Source organism: Duganella sp. 3397, from assembly GCF_031456625.1.
GTDB classification, from domain to species: domain Bacteria; phylum Pseudomonadota; class Gammaproteobacteria; order Burkholderiales; family Burkholderiaceae_D; genus Rugamonas; species Rugamonas phyllosphaerae.
The window spans coordinates 17,852-37,827 of the sequence record NZ_JAVDVB010000005.1; the positions used below are offsets into that span (position 1 = coordinate 17,852).

Annotated in this window: 14 protein-coding genes; 9 read left to right on the forward strand and 5 right to left on the reverse strand. The window is 66.4% G+C overall.

Annotation, left to right across the window (positions count from 1 at the left end; all coding sequences use genetic code 11):
• The first annotated feature begins 89 nt into the window (after positions 1 to 89).
• The 3 genes from J2X54_RS16505 to J2X54_RS16515 all read left to right on the forward strand — a co-directional run bounded on the left by J2X54_RS16505 (position 90) and on the right by J2X54_RS16515 (position 3,149).
• Positions 90 to 1,043 (forward strand): 2-hydroxyacid dehydrogenase, encoded by a 954-nt coding sequence (locus tag J2X54_RS16505; RefSeq protein ID WP_070247083.1) that lies wholly within the window; start codon positions 90 to 92, stop codon positions 1,041 to 1,043.
• An 84-nt stretch (positions 1,044 to 1,127) separates the two neighbouring features.
• Positions 1,128 to 2,045 carry a LysR family transcriptional regulator gene (locus J2X54_RS16510; RefSeq protein ID WP_310182128.1) on the forward strand — a complete coding sequence of 306 codons (918 nt, stop codon included), beginning with the start codon at positions 1,128 to 1,130 and terminating at the stop codon, positions 2,043 to 2,045.
• Positions 2,046 to 2,054: 9 nt separating this feature from the next.
• Positions 2,055 to 3,149 carry a porin gene (locus tag J2X54_RS16515; protein ID WP_310182130.1) on the forward strand — a complete coding sequence of 365 codons (1,095 nt, stop codon included), beginning with the start codon at positions 2,055 to 2,057 and terminating at the stop codon, positions 3,147 to 3,149.
• Positions 3,150 to 3,156: 7 nt separating this feature from the next.
• On the opposite strand, the gene J2X54_RS16520 is transcribed toward J2X54_RS16515, so the two are convergent.
• Positions 3,157 to 5,004, reverse strand: coding sequence for a phytase (locus tag J2X54_RS16520; RefSeq protein WP_310182131.1), 1,848 nt, complete (start codon positions 5,002 to 5,004; stop codon positions 3,157 to 3,159).
• Between the two features lie 204 nt (positions 5,005 to 5,208).
• Positions 5,209 to 7,788, reverse strand: a complete 2,580-nt coding sequence (locus J2X54_RS16525; protein WP_310182132.1) for a TonB-dependent receptor — start codon at positions 7,786 to 7,788, stop codon at positions 5,209 to 5,211.
• Positions 7,789 to 8,170: 382 nt separating this feature from the next.
• Between J2X54_RS16525 and J2X54_RS16530 the strand changes: the two genes are divergently transcribed.
• Both J2X54_RS16530 and J2X54_RS16535 read left to right on the forward strand, forming a co-directional pair.
• Positions 8,171 to 9,127, forward strand: a complete 957-nt coding sequence (locus J2X54_RS16530; RefSeq protein ID WP_310182133.1) for a GGDEF domain-containing protein — start codon at positions 8,171 to 8,173, stop codon at positions 9,125 to 9,127.
• A complete protein-coding gene (locus J2X54_RS16535; RefSeq protein ID WP_310182134.1) occupies positions 9,124 to 10,146 on the forward strand; it encodes an AraC family transcriptional regulator ligand-binding domain-containing protein in 1,023 nt (340 codons plus the stop codon). The genes J2X54_RS16530 and J2X54_RS16535 overlap by 4 nt, the downstream gene beginning before the upstream one ends.
• On the opposite strand, the gene J2X54_RS16540 is transcribed toward J2X54_RS16535, so the two are convergent.
• Both J2X54_RS16540 and J2X54_RS16545 read right to left on the reverse strand, forming a co-directional pair.
• Complete coding sequence (locus J2X54_RS16540; protein WP_310182136.1) at positions 10,121 to 11,056, reverse strand: hypothetical protein; 936 nt, start codon at positions 11,054 to 11,056, stop codon at positions 10,121 to 10,123. The genes J2X54_RS16535 and J2X54_RS16540 overlap by 26 nt on opposite strands.
• Before the next feature lie 25 nt (positions 11,057 to 11,081).
• Complete coding sequence (locus tag J2X54_RS16545; RefSeq protein WP_310182137.1) at positions 11,082 to 12,218, reverse strand: aminotransferase class I/II-fold pyridoxal phosphate-dependent enzyme; 1,137 nt, start codon at positions 12,216 to 12,218, stop codon at positions 11,082 to 11,084.
• A gap of 194 nt (positions 12,219 to 12,412) precedes the next feature.
• On the opposite strand from J2X54_RS16545, the gene J2X54_RS16550 reads away from it, so the two are divergent.
• From J2X54_RS16550 to J2X54_RS16565, 4 genes are all read left to right on the forward strand, one after another.
• A complete protein-coding gene (locus tag J2X54_RS16550; protein ID WP_310182139.1) occupies positions 12,413 to 15,937 on the forward strand; it encodes a DUF748 domain-containing protein in 3,525 nt (1,174 codons plus the stop codon).
• Between the two features lie 82 nt (positions 15,938 to 16,019).
• On the forward strand, positions 16,020 to 16,874 hold the full coding sequence (locus J2X54_RS16555; protein WP_310182140.1) for an EamA family transporter: 855 nt from the start codon (positions 16,020 to 16,022) through the stop codon (positions 16,872 to 16,874).
• Positions 16,875 to 16,959: 85 nt separating this feature from the next.
• On the forward strand, positions 16,960 to 18,159 hold the full coding sequence (gene alaC, locus J2X54_RS16560) for an alanine transaminase (protein ID WP_310182141.1): 1,200 nt from the start codon (positions 16,960 to 16,962) through the stop codon (positions 18,157 to 18,159).
• Positions 18,160 to 18,255: 96 nt separating this feature from the next.
• Positions 18,256 to 18,834, forward strand: a complete 579-nt coding sequence (locus J2X54_RS16565) for a hypothetical protein (protein ID WP_310182142.1) — start codon at positions 18,256 to 18,258, stop codon at positions 18,832 to 18,834.
• A 30-nt stretch (positions 18,835 to 18,864) separates the two neighbouring features.
• Here J2X54_RS16565 and J2X54_RS16570 read toward each other — a convergent pair whose 3' ends face one another.
• Entirely contained in the window at positions 18,865 to 19,911 is a 1,047-nt protein-coding gene (locus tag J2X54_RS16570; protein WP_310182144.1) for a zinc-binding alcohol dehydrogenase family protein, read from the reverse strand.
• Between the last annotated feature and the right edge of the window lie 65 nt (positions 19,912 to 19,976).

Below are 19,976 nucleotides of genomic sequence, written 5' to 3' on the forward strand. Positions count from 1 at the left end.
ATAGCGTTTTGGGATTGGACGCGCAAAAAAAAACATCCCATGATGCGCTCACAACTCGATGCTTGCCATCGCCTAACAGGGAGACCCGATTGAAACCACACGTCCTGCAACTGAACCCGATCCTCGTACCAGCGATTAACGACAAGCTGAACGAACTCTACACCGTACACCGCTTGTTCGAGCAACAGGACAAGACGGCTTACCTGGCCGCGCACGGCGCCAATATCCGGGGCGTGATCACCGGCGGCCACACCGGCATTACCAATGCCATGATCGAGAGCCTGCCGGCGCTGCAAGTGATTGCCGTCAACGGCGTGGGCACCGACGCGGTGGACCTGGAATTTGCCCGCTCACGCAACCTGCCGGTCACCGCCACCTTTGGCGCACTGACCGAAGACGTGGCCGACCTGGCCATCGGCCTGATCCTGGCCTCGTGCCGCGAGATTTGCTCGGGCAATGCGTTTGTGAAGACCGGCAACTGGCAGAAGAACCCGCATCCGGGCGCGATTCCGCTGTCGCGCCGCTTCAGCGGCAAGCGCGTCGGCATCGTTGGCATGGGCAAGGTTGGCCGCGCGATTGCCCAGCGCGCCGCCGCCTTCGACTGCCCGATCTCCTATACCGACCTGCGCCACATCGCCGAGTTGCCATACAACTTCGTGCCCGACCTGCTGCAACTGGCGCGCGACAGCGACATCCTGGTGCTGGCCGCTGCTGCCGACAAGGCGCAGGGCATCATCAACGCCGCCGTGCTCGATGCGCTGGGCAAGGACGGCTACCTGATCAACATCGCCCGCGGCAAGCTGGTGGTGGAAAGCGACCTGGTCGATGCGCTCACGCGCGGCGCCATCGCCGGCGCCGGCCTGGACGTGTTTGTCGATGAACCGAACGTGCCCGAAGCGCTGTTCCCGATGGACCGCGTGGTCTTGCAGGCGCACCGCGCCAGCGCCACCGTCGAGTCGCGCACGGCCATGGGCGAGATGGTGCTGGCCAGCCTGGCAGCGGGCCTGGCAGGGCAGCGTCCGGAAGGCAGCCTGACCACCTGAGACGAAAGGCAGAGGTGGAGCGAACCCGTCCTGGAGCAGTTTCTCGCTATCATGGCTGACTTTTGACGCCATACAGGACACACCATGCTAGACCTGGGACAGGTGCGCTGCTTCGTTGCCGCAGCGACCGAACTGAATTTCCGGCGCGCCGCCGCGCTGCTGAACATGACGCAGCCGCCGCTGTCGCGGCAGATTCAATTGCTCGAACACAGCCTGGGCGTGGAGCTGTTCGACCGGGTGGGGCGCACCGTCAAGCTCACCACTGAAGGCCGGGTATTCCTGGCCGACGCCACCCGCCTGCTGAACCTGGCGGAGCAGGCCGAAACCACGGTGCGCCGCGCCAGCCAGGGCAAGACCGGCAGGGTGCGCATCGGCTTCACCGGCGCGGCCGGCTACGAGCTGATCCCGGGCCTGCTGGCCGCTGCCAAGGTTGCGTTGCCCGAGATCGACGTGGTGTTGTTCGAGCTGATCTCGGTGGCGCAGATCGAGGCGTTTTATGCCAACACCATCGACCTCGGTTTCATGCGCCCGGTGTCGTCGCGCCAGCAGCTGACATTGCAGCTGGTGGAAGAGGAGCCGCTGGTGGTGGCGTTGCCCAAGGGGCACCCGCTGTGCGCGTACGAGCGCATCGCACTCAGGCAGTTGAATGACCAGCCCTTCATCATGCATTCGCCGGTGCAGGGCAAGTATTTTTATGACCGGTTGATGGGCATTTTCTCCAGCAACGATGTGCACGTGCAGATCACGCAGTACATCGACCAGAGCCCGACCATTCTGTCGATGGTGCGGGCCGGGCTGGGGGTGTCGATCTTGCCGGCGTCGGCCCAGCGCTTCCACTACGACAACGTCGAGTTCCGGCATCTCGACAACGTGGTGGCGCAAGCCGAGATGAGCATGGCCTGGCGCGCCGACCAGGAAAACCCCGCCGTCACCGCGTTCCGCCTGCTGGCGATCGAACACTTTGCTGCGCAGCGGCGCGAGGGGGGCGCACACTACAACTAGAGGAGACACATGAATCACAAGCATCTTTCGGCTGCCCTGGCGGTTGCCTCAGCCTTTACTGCAGCCGCACCGGTTCACGCCCAATCGAACGTCACCATTTACGGCATCGCCGATATCGGCATCGTTGGCGAACGCGGCGGCGCCGACGGCAACGTCACCAAGCTCACCAGCGGCCCGGCAGCGGCCTCGCGCATCGGCTTCAAGGGTACCGAAGACCTCGGTGGCGGCCTGTCCGCCTTCTTCATCCTGGAGGCGGGCTACAACCTCGATACTGGCATGCAGGCCTCGAGCACCATGCTGTTCAACCGCCAGGCGCTGGTCGGCCTGAAGAACAGCGCCGGCACCCTGATGCTGGGCCGCCAGACCACGCCTTACCACAACACGCTGGTGGCGGTGGCCGATCCGTTTGCAACCGGCTACGCCGGCTCCATCAAGAACACCTTCCCCGACTGGGGCACCAATGTCCGTACCAACAACACGGTGATGGTTGCGTCGCCCACCGTGCAGGGCTGGAACGGCGACGTTGCCTACAGCTTTGGCGAGCAGGCGGGCAGCGAGTCTGCCGGCCGCCAGGTGGGCACCTCGTTCGGCTACAGCAGCGGCCCGCTGGCCGTGCGCTTTGCCTACAACCACAAGAACAACGACGTGGTGGGCACGCCAACCGCGCCTGCCGTGCTGCGTGGCTCGGCCAGCAACAAGCTGCTGGCGGCCAACTACAACTTCGGTTTCATCAAGCTGTTTGCCGCGGTCGGCATCGACAAGGGTTTTAACGCCGCGCCGCTGGGCAATACGGGCAACCCTTATGGCGGCGTGCCACCGACCGCCTCGACCGATGGCCGCGAAGCGCTGCTCGGCTTTACCATGCCGCTCGCCACCGGCACCGTGATGGCGTCGGTGATGCACAAGGACGACCGCACCGCGTTCAACCAGGACGCCAATACCTGGGGCGTTGGCTATGTGTACCCGGTGTCCAGGCGCACCAGCCTGTACACCGCGTACGGCAGCATTTCCAACCGCAACGGCGCCGGCTACACGGTCGCCAACAACAGCGAATCGGGCAGCGGCGACCGTGCTTACAACCTGGGCTTGCGCCACAATTTTTAACGCGTAATCAGTCGAGCTTGAGCGCCCTGGCGACGTCGTCCCACGCCACCATCTTGAAGTTCTGCGGGCCGTCTGGCAGGCGCTTGTAGCCGTCCTGGATTACCAGCATGCCGTTGCCGTACGGGCCGCCGAAGTTGGCCGAGCTCACTTCCAGGCCGTCGGTCTCCGACGTGCCGTCGATGCCGGCGGCTAGGTTGTAACCGACCCGGAAGCTGCCGCGCACTTTGTAGGGCGCCTTGGCGTCCATCACCAGGTAGCTGTTGTCGCCCTGGCTCGATACCACCAGGTAGTCGGCTTTGGCGCCGTGGTAAATGCCCATGCCTTCCACGTCGGCCACCAGTTGCGGGCCGGCCGGCATGATCATGTCCAGTTTCGCCGGGGCGTCACCGTTGGCCGAAACGGTCCACACGCCGCGCCGCTCTTCGCCGAGGAACAGGCGATGATTGCGGTCGTCGGCCACGCAGCCTTCGGGCTGGGTCTCGACCTTGAAACGGCGCAGCAGCTTGCCACTGACCTTGTCGCCATCGGCCACGATGCGGTATTGCAAAAAAGTGCCGTCCTTGTCGTTGATGAACGCTTCCACGCCGCCATCGGCCGGGCGGTACAAGCACATGCCGTAGATGTTTTTGAGGCCGGTATTGAAGGCGCCGGCGGTGGCCACCGTGCCTTGCGCATCGATGGTGAAGACCATCACGCTGTTGTCGTCGCGCTGGGTGGCCACTGCCACGTCGAGCTGGCGGTTGCCGATCTTGACGTCCTGGCGCACATCGACATTGTTCAGGCGGCCCACTTCCAGCAGTTGCAACTGCTTGCCTTGCAGGTTGTACACCAGCAGGCCCTGCTTCTTGTTGGTGCCGAGGATGCGCGCGCCTTGCGGATCGCTGGCGTTGCGCCAGATGGCCGGATCGTCGGCAGCGTCGCCGGTTCGCGCGACCGGTTCGGTCTGCGCGCGCGGCATGATGATGGCCTTGCCATCGGCCTTGGGCGCGGTGGCGTTCCACGCCGGCGTGCGCACTTGCCAGCCGGCCGCTTCCTCGCCGCCGATGGCCAGTTGCAGCTTGCCGTCGGCGGTCGTGGTGACTGCCAATTGTTCGGCGCCCTTGATGGCGGTGTCGGTGGCGGATACGGCGCTCCACTTGCCGGTCTCGTGGCGCAGCAGGTGCAGCTGCTTGCCCTTGGCGTCGAGCACGGCCACCCCGCCGGGCAGGATGGCCAGTGCGCCCGCGCCTTTTTCCAGCGTGCCGTACGGTTTTTTCAGCAGTACCGCTTCGCGGTGCGGGCCGCCTTCGGCGTCGGCGTTATAGGCCCACAGGCCGGCGCCTTCTTCGCTGATCAGCAGCTGGTGGCTGGTATCGTCCGCGCGGCAGTGCTTGCTGTGTGGCGGCAGGGCCAGCTTGCGCACCGGCAGGCGCTGTTCGCCGTTCATTACCCATTGCTCGGCCTGGCCATCCTTGGCGACCAGGAACAGGTGGTCCAGTTGCTGGGCGTCGCGATACAGGCAGGCGGTTTCGATGCCGAAGGCGGGAGCGGGAAACGGCGCCTGGGCGGTGAGGGTGCCAGCGGCGGTATCGACCAGGATGGGCACGGCTTGCTCGGCGTTGGCATCGACGATCACGGCCAGGGTGTTGTTGCCGAGCGGGCGGGTGTCGAGGTGCTTGGCGCGCACGGTGAGGTGGGCGCGCTCGGTGCCGTCGGCGGCCAGCAGGCGCAGGGCGGTTTTGTCGAGGGCGAGCCAGTTGCCGTTGGGGAGGGCTGCCAGTTCATGGGCGTGGGTGGTGGGGCCGGGGACGGTGGCGGCTTGGGCTGCGGTGGTGAGGGCCAGGGTGATGGCGATTGCGATGAGTGACGGTTTCATTTTTTTGTTGGCGCGTGGGCGCTTGCTCGGTATTGGATCCCCGCCTGCGCAGGGATGACGGCTTTTGGGGCGGCGGCTGGCGGCCGGCGTTGACGGCTGGCGCTGTCCGGCTGCATTGGACTCCCGCTTGCGCGGCGGTCCGCTGTTACGCGATGACGGCTTTACGGTTGGCGGCTCGCGGTGGATTGCGAGCCGCTTCCCGGTTTAGAACAGGCTGACTTTCAAGCTCAGCTTGTAGGTGCGGCCGTATTGTTCGTATTGGGCGTTGTACGCCTTGCTGCCCAGGTAAGTGTAGTACTTTTCGTTGTTCAGGTTGGCCGCTTCCAGGTTCAGTTGCATTTGCCTGGTCAGCTGGTATGACAGCGAAAAATCGACCTGCTTCTGGCTGTCCACGATGCGGTCCTGGCCGGCGTCGAGGATGTCGTCGCCCATTTCCAGCAGGTAAGGCGACTTGTAGTTGACGGCGATGCGGGTGGACAGCGGGCCTTGTTCGTAGCCCAGCATCAGGTTCATCACGCGGTTCGACTGGCCCGGCAGGTGGATGCTGCGTGCACGCATGGCGCCGGCGGCCTGGTCGTAGCGGGCCACGTTGGCTTTCGAGCGGGTCAGGCTGCCGTTGGCGCCGAACACCAGGTTGTTGAATGGCGCCGGCAACATGCGCAGCGGCTGGTTGTACGACAGTTCCAGGCCCCTGACGCTGGCCTGGTCGCCGTTGGCGTAGGTGATCGCCGAAGTGTAGCCGGCCCAGGCGCCGCTGCCGGCCAGGTTGGTGGTGTAGGTGAAGTTCTTGATGTCCTTGTGGAACACATAGGCCGACACCGCGCCATCGTCGCCCAGCACCCGTTCGATGCCGAGGTCGAGATTGGTCGATTTCAGTGGCGCCAGGTCGGGGTTGCCGATGGTCGCTTCGGTGTCGCTCGATTGGCTGATGCCGGGTTTGAGCTGGTCGAAGTTGGCGCGCACTACCGAGTGGGTCCAGGCGCCGCGCACGCTGGTTTTGCCGTCGAGGTCGTAGCGGGCTTGCAGGGTGGGCAGCCAGTCGGTGTACGAGCGCTGGCGCTGCACCGGCGTGAAGCTTTCTTCTTCCTCGTTAACGCTGGTGCCAGCCGCCTTGAAGCGCGTGTGCTCGGCGCGCACGCCGGCCAGCAGGTGCCAGTTGTCGAGGTCGTAGCTGTGTTGCAGGTAGGCGGCGTCGATATCTTCGTGCAGGCCGTAATCGTCCACGGTGGAATCGACCAGCACGCGGGCGTTGGCACGGTTTAAGCCGGCCACCAGTTGGCGGATTGCGCCGGGGTTGATGGCGTTGCCGATGCGGCCCAGTTTGAAGTCAAGCTGGTCGCCGGTAATGTAGCTGGTCAGCGCAGTGCTGGCGCCGCCGATCTGCGAGCTGCTGTACGACCACGCTTCGGTATTGTTGTCCTTTTCGCGGCGGCTCATCTTGGCGCCGAACTTGAACTTGCCGGTGCCTTCGCCGAGGTCGTACTTGCGGCCGAGGTCGAAGCGGAGATGGCGTTCCTTGTCGGTGGCGTCGCCTTGTTTGAGGGCGATCGAGTTGAGCTTGTACTTGCTGGCGTCGTACAGCGACTCAGGGCCGGTCAGGCGGGGGATATCGGTGCCGGTAAAGCCCACGCCGGCAAAGTTGCTGCTGCCACGGAAGCGGGCGTCGTTGATCGACTCGGGCGCGTCGTCGGTGGCGCGGCTGATGCCGCCCGAGACTTCCAGCTTCCAGCGGTCCCACTTCTGCTCGGTACCGACCACGACCGAGCTGATGGTCTGGGTGTACTTGCGCTGGCGCAGGCGGCGTTCGCCACGGGCGGTGGCGGTGGCGCCTTCGGCCACGCTGCCGCCGGCGACATTGCTGATGGTCAGGCGGTCGCGCACTTCGTCGTCGCTGAAGTCGCTGATGAAGCTGCGCAGGAAGTACTTGCTGTGCTCGTCGCCGTGATAGTCGAGATTGATGGCGGCGGCGCGGCGTTCGCGCGTGGGCAGGTAGTCGCGCAGTTCCACGCCGGCCAGTTTACCGGGGTTGTTACCCTCCCAGGCGCCGCCGGTTTCCACGTTGTCGGAACCGAACTCGCGCTTTTCGAAACTGATGCCGCCGGCCACGCCCAGTTTGCCGTCCATGAAGCGGTCGGCGAACAGCACGCTGGCGTTGGGGCTGGTCTTGCCGATGTTCTGGTCGCGGCTGGCGCCGATCGAACCGGACAACAGCTTGCCGGGCAGGTCGAACGCCGACAGGGTTTTCACCTCGACGGTGCCGCCCAGCGAGTTGGCGTCCTGGTCGGGCGTCAAGGTCTTGCTCACTTCCAGCGAACGGATCAGGCCGGCCGGCAGCACGTCCAGCGCCACCGCGCGCCGGCCCGCTTCGGGTGACGGCACCAGCGCGCCGTTGATGGTGACGGCATTCAGGTCGGGACCGAGGCCGCGCACGCTCACGTAGCGGCCTTCGCCCTGGTCGCGCTGCACCGACACGCCCGGCAGGCGCGCCAGTGCTTCGGCGGCATTCTTGTCCGGCAGTCCGCCAATGTCGTCGCTGCTGATCACGCTCACGATATTGTCTGCCTTCTCTTGCGCGGCGATGGCGTTGCGCAAGCTCGAGCGCTGACCGGCGATGACCACGCTGTTGGCGGCGGTTACCAGCGCAGCATTGGCGCCGTTGGCGCCGTCGAGTGGCACGGCGGTCTGGGCGCTGGCGCAGCTCAGGCCGGCCAGCATGGCCAGCACGCCGAGCGTCAGGGCATTCAGGCGGGGAAGGGGGGAGAGGTGAGGAGCAGTGGTTGTCATGGCGTACCGTGGATTGGATTGCGTGGATGAGTGAACGCTGCGGATTCTAGGGATGCTTTATGTCACTTGCATGACAGGCCGCGACGGGCCGGGCGCAAAAGCGCCGCCATGGCGCGCGCGGCGGCGCCGGGTGAGCTCGATTGACCTGCCGCAGATTGCGCTGGTTTGCGCTCGCCGCCTGTCGCAGCCTGCTGATGATGGGTAATCTATCCGTGCGTGCTGCAGGTCTTGGCCCGCGACCTTCGCCATCGGGCAACCGGTGAGCCGTAATGACCTATCCCCGCTGCGGTGTTGTGTATTTGCCCATCTGCAGCCTTGTCACACGGCGGTCATGTGCGGGCGCTAAGCTGCCGCCGCAGTACCCACGTTCCGGTAAAACCCCATGCTGCAATTGCACCGCTCCACCCTGATCGCTTCCTGCCTGGCGCTGGTCGCTTGCCTGGTCCTGTATGCCACCCTGGGCATCGCCAAGCCGTTCTACATGTGGAAGTGGACCGACATCGTCAGCGAAGGCGGCACCGCCGTCATGGCCGGCAGCTGGGTGTTGTTTACCCTGAGCAGCCGCCCCGGCGGCCTGGTCACGCGGTTGCTGGCCGGCGGCCTGGCGATGATCATGGTTGGCTCGTTTGCCGACTGCATGGACGAATTTTTTGCCATCAGCAAGGCGGCCCGGTGGGACCACTGGCTCGAGATGCTGGTGCCGCTGGGCATGCTGGTGCTGACCTGCGGCATGTATTACTGGCGCCACGAGCAGTTCCGCCTCAACGAGCATTTGCAAAAGCGCGAGCGCCTGTTCCGCGACCACCGCGCGTTCGATCGCATCACCCAGCTGGCCAATGCCGACTACCTGCGCCGCCAGATCCGCCTCGAACAGGCGCAGCGGCCAGGCCGGCCCTGCGCGCTGGTGCTGCTCGATATCGACGGCTTCCACCTGATCAACCGTGAATTCGGCCAGCGCGAAGGCGACCGCGTATTGCAGGCGGTGGGCCACATGCTGCTGCTCAACCTGCGCAACGACGACCTGCTGTGCCGCTACGCCGGCGACCGCTTTGCGCTGCTGCTGCCCGACACCGGCGTGGCCGAGGCCGAAGCGATGGCGCGCCACCTGGCGGCGATGGTGGGGCAGATGCGCCACCACGCCAAGGATGGGCAAGTTGCAATCAGCGTGCGCCATGCCTGCGCCAGCGCGGAGGCCGATGCCGACGTGCTGCTGGCGGAACTGGGGCGAATGTTGGCGGCGTCGGCGCAGGCTGTGCCAGCATCGTCGGCGCAGTCCGATCAGTGGCAGCAGTCGCCTCTATCGACACACGCGGCCGCTGTCGCTGGCGCTTCAGCGTGATCGCCTACCGCCAGGTCGGCGAGTCGTTCATCGTCGCGCGCCACCAGCCGGCGCTGCTGCTCGACTACGCGCGCAGCCAGGACCTGGGCGGTGAGCAACTGCTGCGCGGCACCGGCCTGCCCGACGACGACCCGCCGGCCGCGCACGTGCTGCTGGCGCCGCAGCAATACCTGCAATTGCTGGCCAACGTGATGCGCGGCCTGGCCAGCAGCGACACCAGTTTTATGCTGGGCCAGCAAATGCTGCCCGGCCACTACGGTGCGCTCAGCCACGCCTTGCTACAGGCGCAGAACCTGCGCCAGGCACTCGATATCCTGTGCGCCGGCCATGCACGCCTGTGCCCGCTGCTGACGCCGCGCTGGCGCGAACAAAGCAGCATGGCCGTGCTGTACTGGACCGACAGCTTCGGCGCGCCAAGCCAGTTGCCGGCGCTGGTGGAAATGCACATGACCGCCGTCACGGCCATGTGCCGCTGGCTTGGCGGCGAGCGCCTGCCTTGGCGCTACTGCATCAATCGCAGCGCGCCGGCGCACGTGGAACAGCACCAGGCGCACCTGGGCAGCGACCTGCGCTTCAACTGCCAGTTCGACGCCATGCTGATCGATCCGCTGTGGCTCGATCGGCCGTGGCCCCGCGGCAATGCGCTGGCGGCAGCCACGGCGTTGCAGGATGTGGCGGGCGAGGCGCCGGCACTGGTGCCGAGCCTGCTGACGGCGCTGTACGACTACCTGCTCGATAACATTCGGCTGGGGCCGACATTGGAGGGCAGTGCGGCCGCGTTCGGCGTCAGTCCGGCCACCTTCAAGCGCCACTTGGCGCGCCACGGCAGCCACTTCCAGGCCGAGCTGGACCAGGTGCGCGCGCACGTGGCGATCCACCTGTTCCAGGTGCGCGGCTATGACAACGAGGCGGTCGCGCAGTACCTGGGCTTCCACGACGCCACCAACTTCCGCCGCTCGTTCAAGCGCTGGACCGGGTTGGTGCCGAGCTTGCTCAGGGATGCGTTGTTGCGGGGGTGACCTCGCCCTCGAGGTGGTACAGCGCTTCCTGGCTCAGGTCCGGCTCGAGCGACTCGGGCGGCAATGACACCAGGGGGCGGTCCAACGGCATGGGGAACGGTTTTGGCGCTGGCACAGGCCGGGCCGCCACCAGTGGTTTCGGCGCCGGTTCGCCGTTGAGCTCGAACGTGATGAGGGTATCGTCGGGCCACTTGCCGTCGCCGAGCGGGGCGTTGAATTCCAGGTCCTTGCCATTGCCAGCGTTGACCTGCTGGCGCGAGCCGGCCGTGTAGGTGATGCGGTCGTACGGCGCGGGGGCGTCGAACACCTTGCCCTCGTCGCGCTCGCATGGGCCCTTTTCGAACCAGCTCTTGGCGTCGAGCATCAAGCGTTCGCGCAACATGTCTTTTTTCAGGATCCTGACTTGGACTTCGCACGCCAGCCGCAGGTCGCCCAGGCGCAGCACGTTGGGCGGCAGGTCGGGCGTGCGCACGTAGACGATCGGGTGCTGGTACAGGCCTGACGGAAAGCGCCGGCTCATCACCACGTACGCGCCGTCGGACCGGGCGCGCTCGTTCGGTGGCAGCACAAAGCTCAGGTCGGGCGCCAGCGGCAGCGGCACCGACCAGCCCTTGACGGCGATGGCGGCGCTGGAGTCTTCGGTCACGCCATCCTTGACCTTGGGCGGCAGCATGCCCTTGGGCATCTTGTAGCGCATGGTAGCGCCCGGCGCCAGTCGCGAGCTGAGGCGCTCGAACGTGTCGACACCGGCTTCCAGCCCCTTGTAGCTCCAGGCCATCTGGACGGTGCCGGACTGCAGCGGACCGATGACCGTGACGGCGGCGTCGCCGAGCGGGGAGGGGGCTTGCGCGCCGGCGCCCTGGTGTACCAGGAGCAGCGCGGCCAGGGTGATAGTCGTTAGATTATGCATTGTTACGCATTGTTTTTATCAGATTTTAGCGGGCAGCCTGCGCCGCAAACCACGGCTGCAGGCGGGCGATGGTATCGACGATTTGCGGTGTGGACACGGCAAAACTCATGCGGAAGAAATGGCGGCCGTCTACCGGGTCGAAGTCGATGCCCGGGGCGGTGGCCACGCCGGTGTCCTGCAACAGGCGCTGGCAAAAGTCCAGGCTGTCGTCGGTCAGGTGGGCGATGCTGGCATAAATATAGAACGCGCCGTCGGGCGGGGCGATGGCGCGCAGGCCCAGGTCGGGCAGCGCGGCCAGCAGCAGGCGGCGGTTTTCCGCGTACACGTGCAGGTGGCTGTCGAGTTCGGCCAGGTCGTCGAAGGCGGCCAGCTCCGCGTGCTGGCTCAGCGACGGCGCAGTCAGGAACAGGTTGCCGCAGTACGCCTGCGCACGGGCCACGTGGTCCGGCGGCACCAGCAGCCAGCCCAGGCGCCAGCCGGCCATGCTGAAGTACTTGGAAAAACTGCTCACCACCAGCGCCTCCGGCGCATAGGCCAGGATGGTCTGGGCCGGCGCCACGTAGCTCAGGCCGTGGTAGATCTCGTCCGAGATGATGCGGATGCCGCGTTCGCGGCACACCTCGGCAATCGCGGCCAGTTCCTCGGCGGCGATCAGGGTGCCGGTGGGATTGGCCGGGCTGGCGATGATCACGGCGGCGGGCGCCGGTTCGAGCGCGGCCAGCGCGGCGGCGGTGAGCTGGTAGCGCACTTCGGGACCGCAGGCGATTTCCACCGGTTGCAGGTGCAACGCTTTCAGGGCATTGCGGTAGGCCACGTAGCCGGGCCGCGTCAGCGCCACGCGGTCGCCGGGAGAAAACAGCGAATTCAATGCCAGCACCAGTGCCGGCGACGCGCCGCAAGTGAGCACGAAGCGTTCGGCATCGACCGTCACGCCGTAGCGCTCCTGGTAGTGGCGCGCCAGGCGCTGCTTGAGCGGCGCGCTTTCCCAGTAGCCCATGGCGTCGTCGTCCAGCACCGCGTGCGCGCGGGCAATCGCCGCCGGCGGCGCGCCTGTGGACGGCTGGCCGAATTCCATGTGGATAATGGAACGGCCCTGCGCCTTGAGGGCGTGGGCCAGGCGGCTGATGGCGATGGCGTGGAACGGTTCGAGTTGGGCTTGCATACTGTTGCTTTTTACGTCACGAGTCGGCGATTTTCGTATTGTAAGCCCTGCGCGAATTACTTGGCGGACTCGGCGGGCGCTACGGTGCCAGTCATCACGTCGCTCTCGCCCCCCGTGCCAGCGGCCTGCTGGTCGATCGCGCCAGGCAGGGAATATAATGCCGGCTGTTGCAACTTTGTATAGATGAGCGGGCGATGGGCAAAAGGTGGAAGCGGTGGAGCTTGGGCGTGGCTGGCGCGGTGGGGCTGTACGCGGCGGCGGGCGGCTGGGTGCTGCCGCAGGTGCTCAAGGCGCAGTTGCCCAAGCTGGCCGAAAGCCGACTCGAGCGCAAGGCCAGCGTGGGCGCACTGCGTTTCAATCCATTCACCTTGCGCCTCGAAGCGCAGGACCTGGTGCTGACCGAAGCCGATGGCGCGCCGCTGTTCGCGGTGGGTGCGCTGGCGGTGGAGTTGCAATGGCGCTCGCTGCTGCGCCGGGCCTGGACCCTGGCCGAGGTGCGCATCGTGGCGCCTTCGGCGCAACTGGCGATCGACAAGAATGGCTCGTTCAATCTCGCGCGCCTGATCGACACCCTCAACCGCGACCGCACCGAAGAGCCGCCTGCACCAGCGCCGCGCCTGGTGATCGAGCACTTCGTGCTGGAGCAGGGCAAGCTGGCGCTGCACGACCGCCATGCCGGCTACGACGACACTTTCACGCCGATCGCCTTCGAACTGCACAACCTGAGCACGCTGCCGAACCAGCACGGCGACTACACGCTGAGCGCCGATGCCGGGCGCGGCGGCAAGCTGCACTGGCAGGGTCGGGCCAGTCTTGCTCCCTTGAGCGGCAGCGGCGCGCTGGTGCTGCGCAATGTCGCCTTGCCGGGGCTGGCGCCGTATCTGCAAACGTTGGCGGGGGTAACGCTGGCACAGGGGCGGCTGTCGGCTACCTTGCCCTACCACTACGCCTACGCCGACGGCAAGCTCGACGCCCGCCTGCCCGGCGCTTCGATCACGCTTGACCGGGTGGCGCTGGGACTGGCCGGCAGGCCGGCGCTGAAGATGGACGCGCACCGTATCAAGCTGGGCCTTGGCCTGCACGTGCGTACTGCCGCCAGCGGCGTGCAGCTCGACATCGATCAGGCTGGCCTGGTCGTGGAACAGCTGGCGCTGGCCAACGGCGCGGCTGCGCCGGTAACGGTGGCGCGGCTCGGTATCGAGGACGGCGCGCTCGACCTGGCGGCACGGCGCGCCAGCGTCGGACGTTTTTACGCGGAAGGCGGCGAGCTCGATTTGTCGCGGGACGCGGCTGGCAGGTTGCGTTTGCTGGAGGGTTGGCAGACAGACGCCCGTGATACTGGTCGCGGCGATGGCGTCAACCCTGGCAACCCCGCTCATGACGGCGGTGGCAACAGTGTCACTGTCGCCGAGGTTGACGGCGGCAGCAACGTTACCAACGGCAGCAACGGTAGCAACGGCACCAACGGTACCGACCGCCGCAGCGGCAACGGCAGCAGCGGCCACACCGGCGCCAAGACTGGCGTCGCGCGCTCGGCGCCGGCCGGCAAGCCCTGGGCCGCCGTAATCGAGTCGGTGCAAGTGCGGGGTTTCGGCGCGCTGGTCGATGATGCCGCCAGCGGCGTCAAGGTCCACCTGGAAGATTTTTTCCTGAACCTGGCGCACGCCGGCACCGACCTCGAGCGTCCGGTCGTGTTCGACGGCGGCGTTGGCCTGCGCGAGGGCGGCCAGTTGACCGCCAGCGGATCGTTCGTGCCGGCCGGCGCCGTGGTCGATGCCACGCTGGCCTTGAACGGTTTGGCGCTGGCGCCGTTGCAGCCGCTGCTCGACAAACACGTCAAGCTCCAGGTGGCCGATGGCAGCGTGTCGGCCGCCGGCCGCCTGCGCACCGGCGCCAGTGGCGGCAGTGGCCCAAGTGGCCCAAGTGGCCCAAGTGGCGCCGACCAGGTCGCGCCGGCGCTGCGCTACGACGGCTGGCTCGAGGTGGCGCGGCTGGCGCTCAACGAACACGATGGCGATCACTTCGCGCACTGGAAATCGGTGCGCGCCGACCAGGTGGCGTTCACGCTGGGCCCGGACCGGCTCGAAGTGGCCGAGCTGCGCGTGGTCGAACCGAACGCCATCCTGATCATCAACAGCGACCGCAGCCTCAACGCCCAGCGCCTGCTGGTGCAGCGGCCGGTAGTCGCGCCGACGACTTCATCGCCGGCAGCTGGCGTACCAGCCGCCGTCTCAGCAACAGCCGCTGCGCCAACAGCCGCGCCAACAGCCGCGCCAACAGCCGCGCCAGCAGGAGCGGCCACATCGGTGGCTGGTGCTCCGGTGACCGTGCGGCCGGTTGGGTTCCCTGCAACGCGTACCGAAGCCATCGCAGAACCGTTCCCGGTGCGGGTGCGCCGCGTGCGCGTTGAAAACGCCAAGCTCGACTTCACCGACCTCAGCCTGCGACCGCAGTTTGCCGCCACGGTGGTGGAGTTGAACGGCGTCGTCTCCGGCCTGTCCACCCGGCCCGGCGTCCGCGCCCAGATCGAGCTCGACGGCCGGGTGGACGATTACGGCCTGGCGCGCATACGCGGCCAGTTGAATCCCTTTGCGCTGACCGACCACACCGACGTGCAAGTGATGTTCAAGAATCTCGACCTGGTATCGGCCTCGCCATACAGCATGAAGTTTGCCGGCTACAAGATCGCCCAAGGCAAGGTTTCGCTCGATCTCGACTACCAGGTGCGGCATGGCGCGCTGCAAGGCAGCAACCGCATGGTGCTCGACCAGCTGACCCTGGGCGAACGGATCGACAGTCCCGACGCGCTCAAGCTGCCGCTGGAACTGGCGCTGGCGCTGCTCAAGGACGCCGACGGCCGCATCGATCTCGGGGTGCCCGTTTCGGGCAACCTCGACGATCCGCAGTTCAGCTATGGCGCGGTGCTGTGGAAGGCTGTCGGCAACATCATGACGCGGGCGGTGACGGCGCCGTTCAGCGCGCTGGGCCGTTTATTCGGTGTCGATGGCGAGCGTTTGCAGGCAGTGGAGTTCGATGCCGGCAGCGACCGCCTGCTGCCGCCCGAGCGCGAAAAATTGCAGCAGGTGGCGCAACTGCTGGCGAAAAAGCCGGAACTGGCGCTGGCCGTGCCGGCCCGCTACAGCCAAACGGCTGACGGCCTGGCCCTGCGCACCCAGGCGCTGCGCCGCACGGTGCTGGCGCGCGCCGGCGTGCGGGTCGAAGCCGATGAGCAGCCCGGCCCGCTTGACCTCGGCGGCCGCAAGCTGCGCGCCGCCTTGCGCGACCTGTATGCCGAACGCTTTGGCAAGGACGCGCTGGCGCAGCAGAAGCTGGCGGCGGAGCAGGCGGGCGGTGGCGGCGCTGCCGATCGTGGCCCGGTTGCCGGTAACGGGGCGGTCTCTGCTTCTGCCTCTGCCGCTGCCGGCGGCGCATCAGGCAAGCTGCCGCTGCTGCAGCGGCTTGGCAAGCTGGTGCAGGGCGAACCGCAGGTGGCCGATCCGTCCGCCTTCTACGCAGCCTTGCAGGCGCAACTGGTCGAACGGCAGGAGCTGGCGGCAGACGCCTTGCCGCAACTGGCTGCGCGCCGCGCCGCCGCCATCGTCGCCCAGCTCAAGCTGGCTGGTGCCGGTACCGTGGCGGTCAAGGCCGGTGCGCCTGAAGATGTGAAGGTGGCGCCGGGCGGGCCGGTCGCGCTGGCGCTGGAATTGTCGGCCAGATGATGACGATCAATCATGCAACCGGGCCCGCTGCCTCCGGCAGGGCGCGCCTGCACCGCTGGACGCACGCAACAGGCGAAAACCGATGACGACAGAAAAATCCATCACCCCCGGCAGCCCGGTGCTGGCCGGCCTGGCGCTGCTGGCCAGCCAGGTCTCGCTCAACGCCGGCGCGGCCGTGGCCAAGTACCTGTTTCCGCTGGTCGGCGTCGAGGGCGTGACCGCGTACCGGATCGGCTTTGCCGCCGTGCTGATGATGGCGATCTTCCGGCCGTGGCGGGTGCCGCTCACCTGGCGCCAGGCCGGCAACGTCGCAGTGTACGGCAGCGTGATCGGCCTGATGAATTTGCTGATCTACCGGTCGTTCAGCCATATTCCGATGGGCATTGCGGTGGCCATCGAAGTGTCCGGGCCGCTGGCGGTGGCGGTGTGGACCTCGCGCCGGCCGCGCGACCTGGCGGCGGTGGCGCTGGCGGTGCTGGGCCTGTACTTCCTGTTGCCGATCCACGGCAAGGTCGATCAGCTCGACCCGGTCGGCGTGGCGTATGCGGCCGGGGCGGCCGTGTGCTGGGCGCTGTACATTGTGTTCGGCAAGCGCGTGTCGGTGATGCACGGCGGCCAGGCGGTGGCCTGGGGCATGACGGCCGGCGCGCTGTTCATCGTGCCGCTCGGCGCATGGACGTCGGGCGCGGTGCTGCTCACGCCAACCTTCATGGCAGTGGGGCTGGCAATCGCGGTGATGTCGAGCGCCTTGCCGTACACGCTGGAGATGTTGTCGATGCGCAGCCTGTCGTCGCGCACCTTCAGCATGTTCAGCAGCGCGGCGCCGGCGCTCAGCGCACTGGCCGGCATGGTACTGCTGGGCGAGCACCTGACGCCCACCCAGTGGCTGGCGATTGGCAGCATTGTTGCAGCCTCGGCACTGACTACCTTGCGTTGAACTTCAGAATTCGGCTAGTATGGATTCCGGTGCAACATTGCATCGACGTCGCTCGGACGGTTCCGGGCGCTTACGTGAGACTTCCATGACTGACACCCAAACTCCGCGCAAATTTTCGCGCATCGATCGCCTGCCTCCCTATGTTTTCAATGTCACCGCCGAGCTCAAGCTGGCGGCGCGCCGCCGTGGCGAAGACATCATCGACATGTCGATGGGTAATCCTGATGGCGCCACGCCGTCGCACATCGTCGACAAGCTGGTCGATACCGTGCGCCGGCCCGACACCCATGGCTACTCCGCCTCCAAGGGCATTCCGCGCCTGCGCCGGGCGATTACCAGGTGGTACCAGACCCGCTACGCCGTCGAGTTCGATCCCGACTCGGAAGCGATCGTCACCATCGGCTCCAAGGAGGGCCTGGCGCACCTGATGCTGGCCACGCTCGACGCTGGCGACACCGTGCTGGTGCCCAACCCCAGCTACCCGATCCACATCTGGGGCGCGGTGATCGCCGGCGCCAATATCCGCTCGGTGCGCATGACGCCCGGCGTCGATTTCTTCGAGGAGCTCGAGCGCGCGGTGCGCGAGAGCTACCCCAAGCCGAAGATGATGATCCTCGGCTTCCCGTCCAACCCCACCGCGCAGTGCGTGGAACTGGAGTTCTTCGAACGGGTGGTGGCGCTGGCCCGCCAGCACGATATCCTGGTGGTGCACGACCTCGCTTACGCCGACATCACCTACGACGGCTGGCTGGCGCCGTCGATCATGCAGGTGCCGGGCGCACGCGACGTGGCCGTGGAATTTTTCACCATGAGCAAAAGCTACAATATGGCCGGCTGGCGCATCGGCTTCATGGTCGGCAACAAGGAGCTGGTGGCGGCGCTGGCGCGCATCAAGAGCTACCATGACTACGGCAGTTTCACGCCGGTGCAGGTGGCCGCGATTGCCGCGCTCGAAGGCGACCAGGGCTGCGTGGAAGAGATCCGCGCCATGTACCAGGGCCGCCGCGACGTGCTGCACAAGGGCTTGTGCGAGGCGGGGTGGCCGGTGGATAAACCGAAGGCCTCGATGTACATCTGGGCCCGCATACCGGAAGCGTACCGGCACCTGGGCTCGCTGGAATTTTCCAAGCTGCTGCTGGCCGAGGCCAAGGTGTGCGTCTCGCCCGGCATCGGCTTCGGCGAATACGGCGACGACTACGTGCGCTTCGCGCTGATCGAAAACGAGGCGCGCATTCGCCAGGGACTGCGTGGTATCAAAGCCATGTTGCGCAAAAAAGCCATGTAGCTGCCGTGTAAATTTGCGCAAAGTTTAATCGGTATCAAATAGATTGTTTGATCAGACGGCTATGGTGGGGTTTCGTTTGCTATCGGAGCCACAACCATGACCACCGTTCCTGTCGGCGACAGCACCCGCCACCTGATTGCCGCCGTTAAAAAACTCGAACACTCGCTGCACACGTCCGGCCTGCCGCGCTGGATGTCGCGCCTGCCGGTCTGGTGGCTGAGCTGGCACTACTGCCGCATGCTCGACCATAAAATCGCCCGCATGCGGCGCATCGCGCGCAAGTTCGAGTCGTGGCTGCCGGCCATCCGCGCAGCCGACCAGGACTCGCGCACCCGGCTCGAGTTCATCGACCTGGACCACGCCATGCACGACGACATCGACGCCACCCGCCAGACCATGTGGGAGCTGCGTGCCTACTGCATCGACATCGCCACCATGTTCGGCCAGCTGGGCTACCAGTCGGCGCAGCTGAACCGGCGCCAACGCCTGTTCCTGTCGGTGATCGAGCAAACCTGTGTGCAGGCCGCCACCATGCAAGAGACGCTGGTGGCGCACGATACCCGGGTGCTGGCGCTGTTGCAGCAGTCTCAGCAGTCGCGGCCGGAGCAAAGCCCGCACAGCCAACCGGGGTCGGATCCCGCCGGGGTCCGACCCCAAGAGGCGAGGGCGGCTTAACGCCGCCAGTGTGGTTCCGGGCTCAGCCTCTTAAAACCCTTCCAGCACGATCTTGCCCTTGGCGCGGTTGCTCTCGATCAGCGCGTGCGCGCGCTTGAGATTGGCCGCGTTGATGGCGCCGTACCGTTCACCCAGCGTGGTCTTGAGCACGCCCGAATCGACCAGTTGCGCCACGTCGTTCAGCAGTTGATGCTGTTGCGCCATGTCGTCGGTCTGGAACATCGAGCGGGTGAACATGAATTCCCAGTGCAGCGATACGCTTTTGCGCTTGAGCAGGCGCACGTCGATGGCAGCCGGGTCGTCGATCAGCGCTACCTTGCCCTGCGGCGCCACCAGTTCGGCAATCGCCGGCCAGTGGTGGTCGGTCTGGTTCAGGCCGGCTACATAGGTCACCGGCGGCAGGCCCAGGCGGGCGATTTCTTCATTCAGCGGCTTGCTGTGGTCGATCACGTGGTGGGCGCCCAGTTCGGTCACCCACTGCGCCGTGTCGTCGCGCGAAGCGGTGCCGATCACGGTCAGGCCGGTCAGCTGGCGCGCCAGTTGCACCAGGATCGAACCGACCCCGCCGGCCGCGCCGATCACCAGCAGCGATTGGCCGGTGACGCCGGTGACACCCATGACACCTTTGTCCCCGTTGTCACCGTTGCGGCTGACCTGCAGCCGCTCGAACAGCAATTCCCACGCAGTGATGGCGGTCAGCGGCAGCGCGGCCGCCTGTGCAAAGTCGAGCGTGCGCGGCTTGTGGCCGACGATGCGCTCGTCCACCAGGTGCAGTTCGCTGTTGGTGCCGGGGCGGGTGAGGTCGCCTGCGTACCAGACTTCGTCGCCGGGCTTGAACATGGTGACGTCGGGGCCGACCGCCTGCACCACGCCGGCCGCATCCCAGCCGATCACCTTGGCGGCGCCATCGGCAGGCGGGGCGTTGGCGCGGATTTTGACATCTACCGGGTTGACCGAAATGGCCTTGACCGCCACCAGCAGGTCGCGCCCCTGCGCTTGCGGGGCGGGCAGGTCGATATCGAGCAGGGCGTTGGCGTCGGTAATGGGCAGGGACTGGCGGTAGGCGATGGCTTTCATGGGAACTCCGTTGAGATTAAGTCAGCGTATGATCATTTATTTCGCGGACGCGAAAAAGAGCCATT

Coding starts and splice junctions, on each gene's coding strand:
- J2X54_RS16515 (WP_310182130.1), top strand. CDS start 2,055: ATGAATCACAAGCATCTTTCGGCTGCCCTGGCGGTTGCCTCAGCCTTT.
- J2X54_RS16525 (WP_310182132.1), bottom strand. CDS start 7,788: ATGACAACCACTGCTCCTCACCTCTCCCCCCTTCCCCGCCTGAATGCC.
- alaC (WP_310182141.1), top strand. CDS start 16,960: ATGACTGACACCCAAACTCCGCGCAAATTTTCGCGCATCGATCGCCTG.
- J2X54_RS16570 (WP_310182144.1), bottom strand. CDS start 19,911: ATGAAAGCCATCGCCTACCGCCAGTCCCTGCCCATTACCGACGCCAAC.
- J2X54_RS16530 (WP_310182133.1), top strand. CDS start 8,171: ATGCTGCAATTGCACCGCTCCACCCTGATCGCTTCCTGCCTGGCGCTG.
- J2X54_RS16555 (WP_310182140.1), top strand. CDS start 16,020: ATGACGACAGAAAAATCCATCACCCCCGGCAGCCCGGTGCTGGCCGGC.
- J2X54_RS16520 (WP_310182131.1), bottom strand. CDS start 5,004: ATGAAACCGTCACTCATCGCAATCGCCATCACCCTGGCCCTCACCACC.
- J2X54_RS16510 (WP_310182128.1), top strand. CDS start 1,128: ATGCTAGACCTGGGACAGGTGCGCTGCTTCGTTGCCGCAGCGACCGAA.
- J2X54_RS16540 (WP_310182136.1), bottom strand. CDS start 11,056: ATGCATAATCTAACGACTATCACCCTGGCCGCGCTGCTCCTGGTACAC.
- J2X54_RS16545 (WP_310182137.1), bottom strand. CDS start 12,218: ATGCAAGCCCAACTCGAACCGTTCCACGCCATCGCCATCAGCCGCCTG.
- J2X54_RS16565 (WP_310182142.1), top strand. CDS start 18,256: ATGACCACCGTTCCTGTCGGCGACAGCACCCGCCACCTGATTGCCGCC.
- J2X54_RS16550 (WP_310182139.1), top strand. CDS start 12,413: ATGGGCAAAAGGTGGAAGCGGTGGAGCTTGGGCGTGGCTGGCGCGGTG.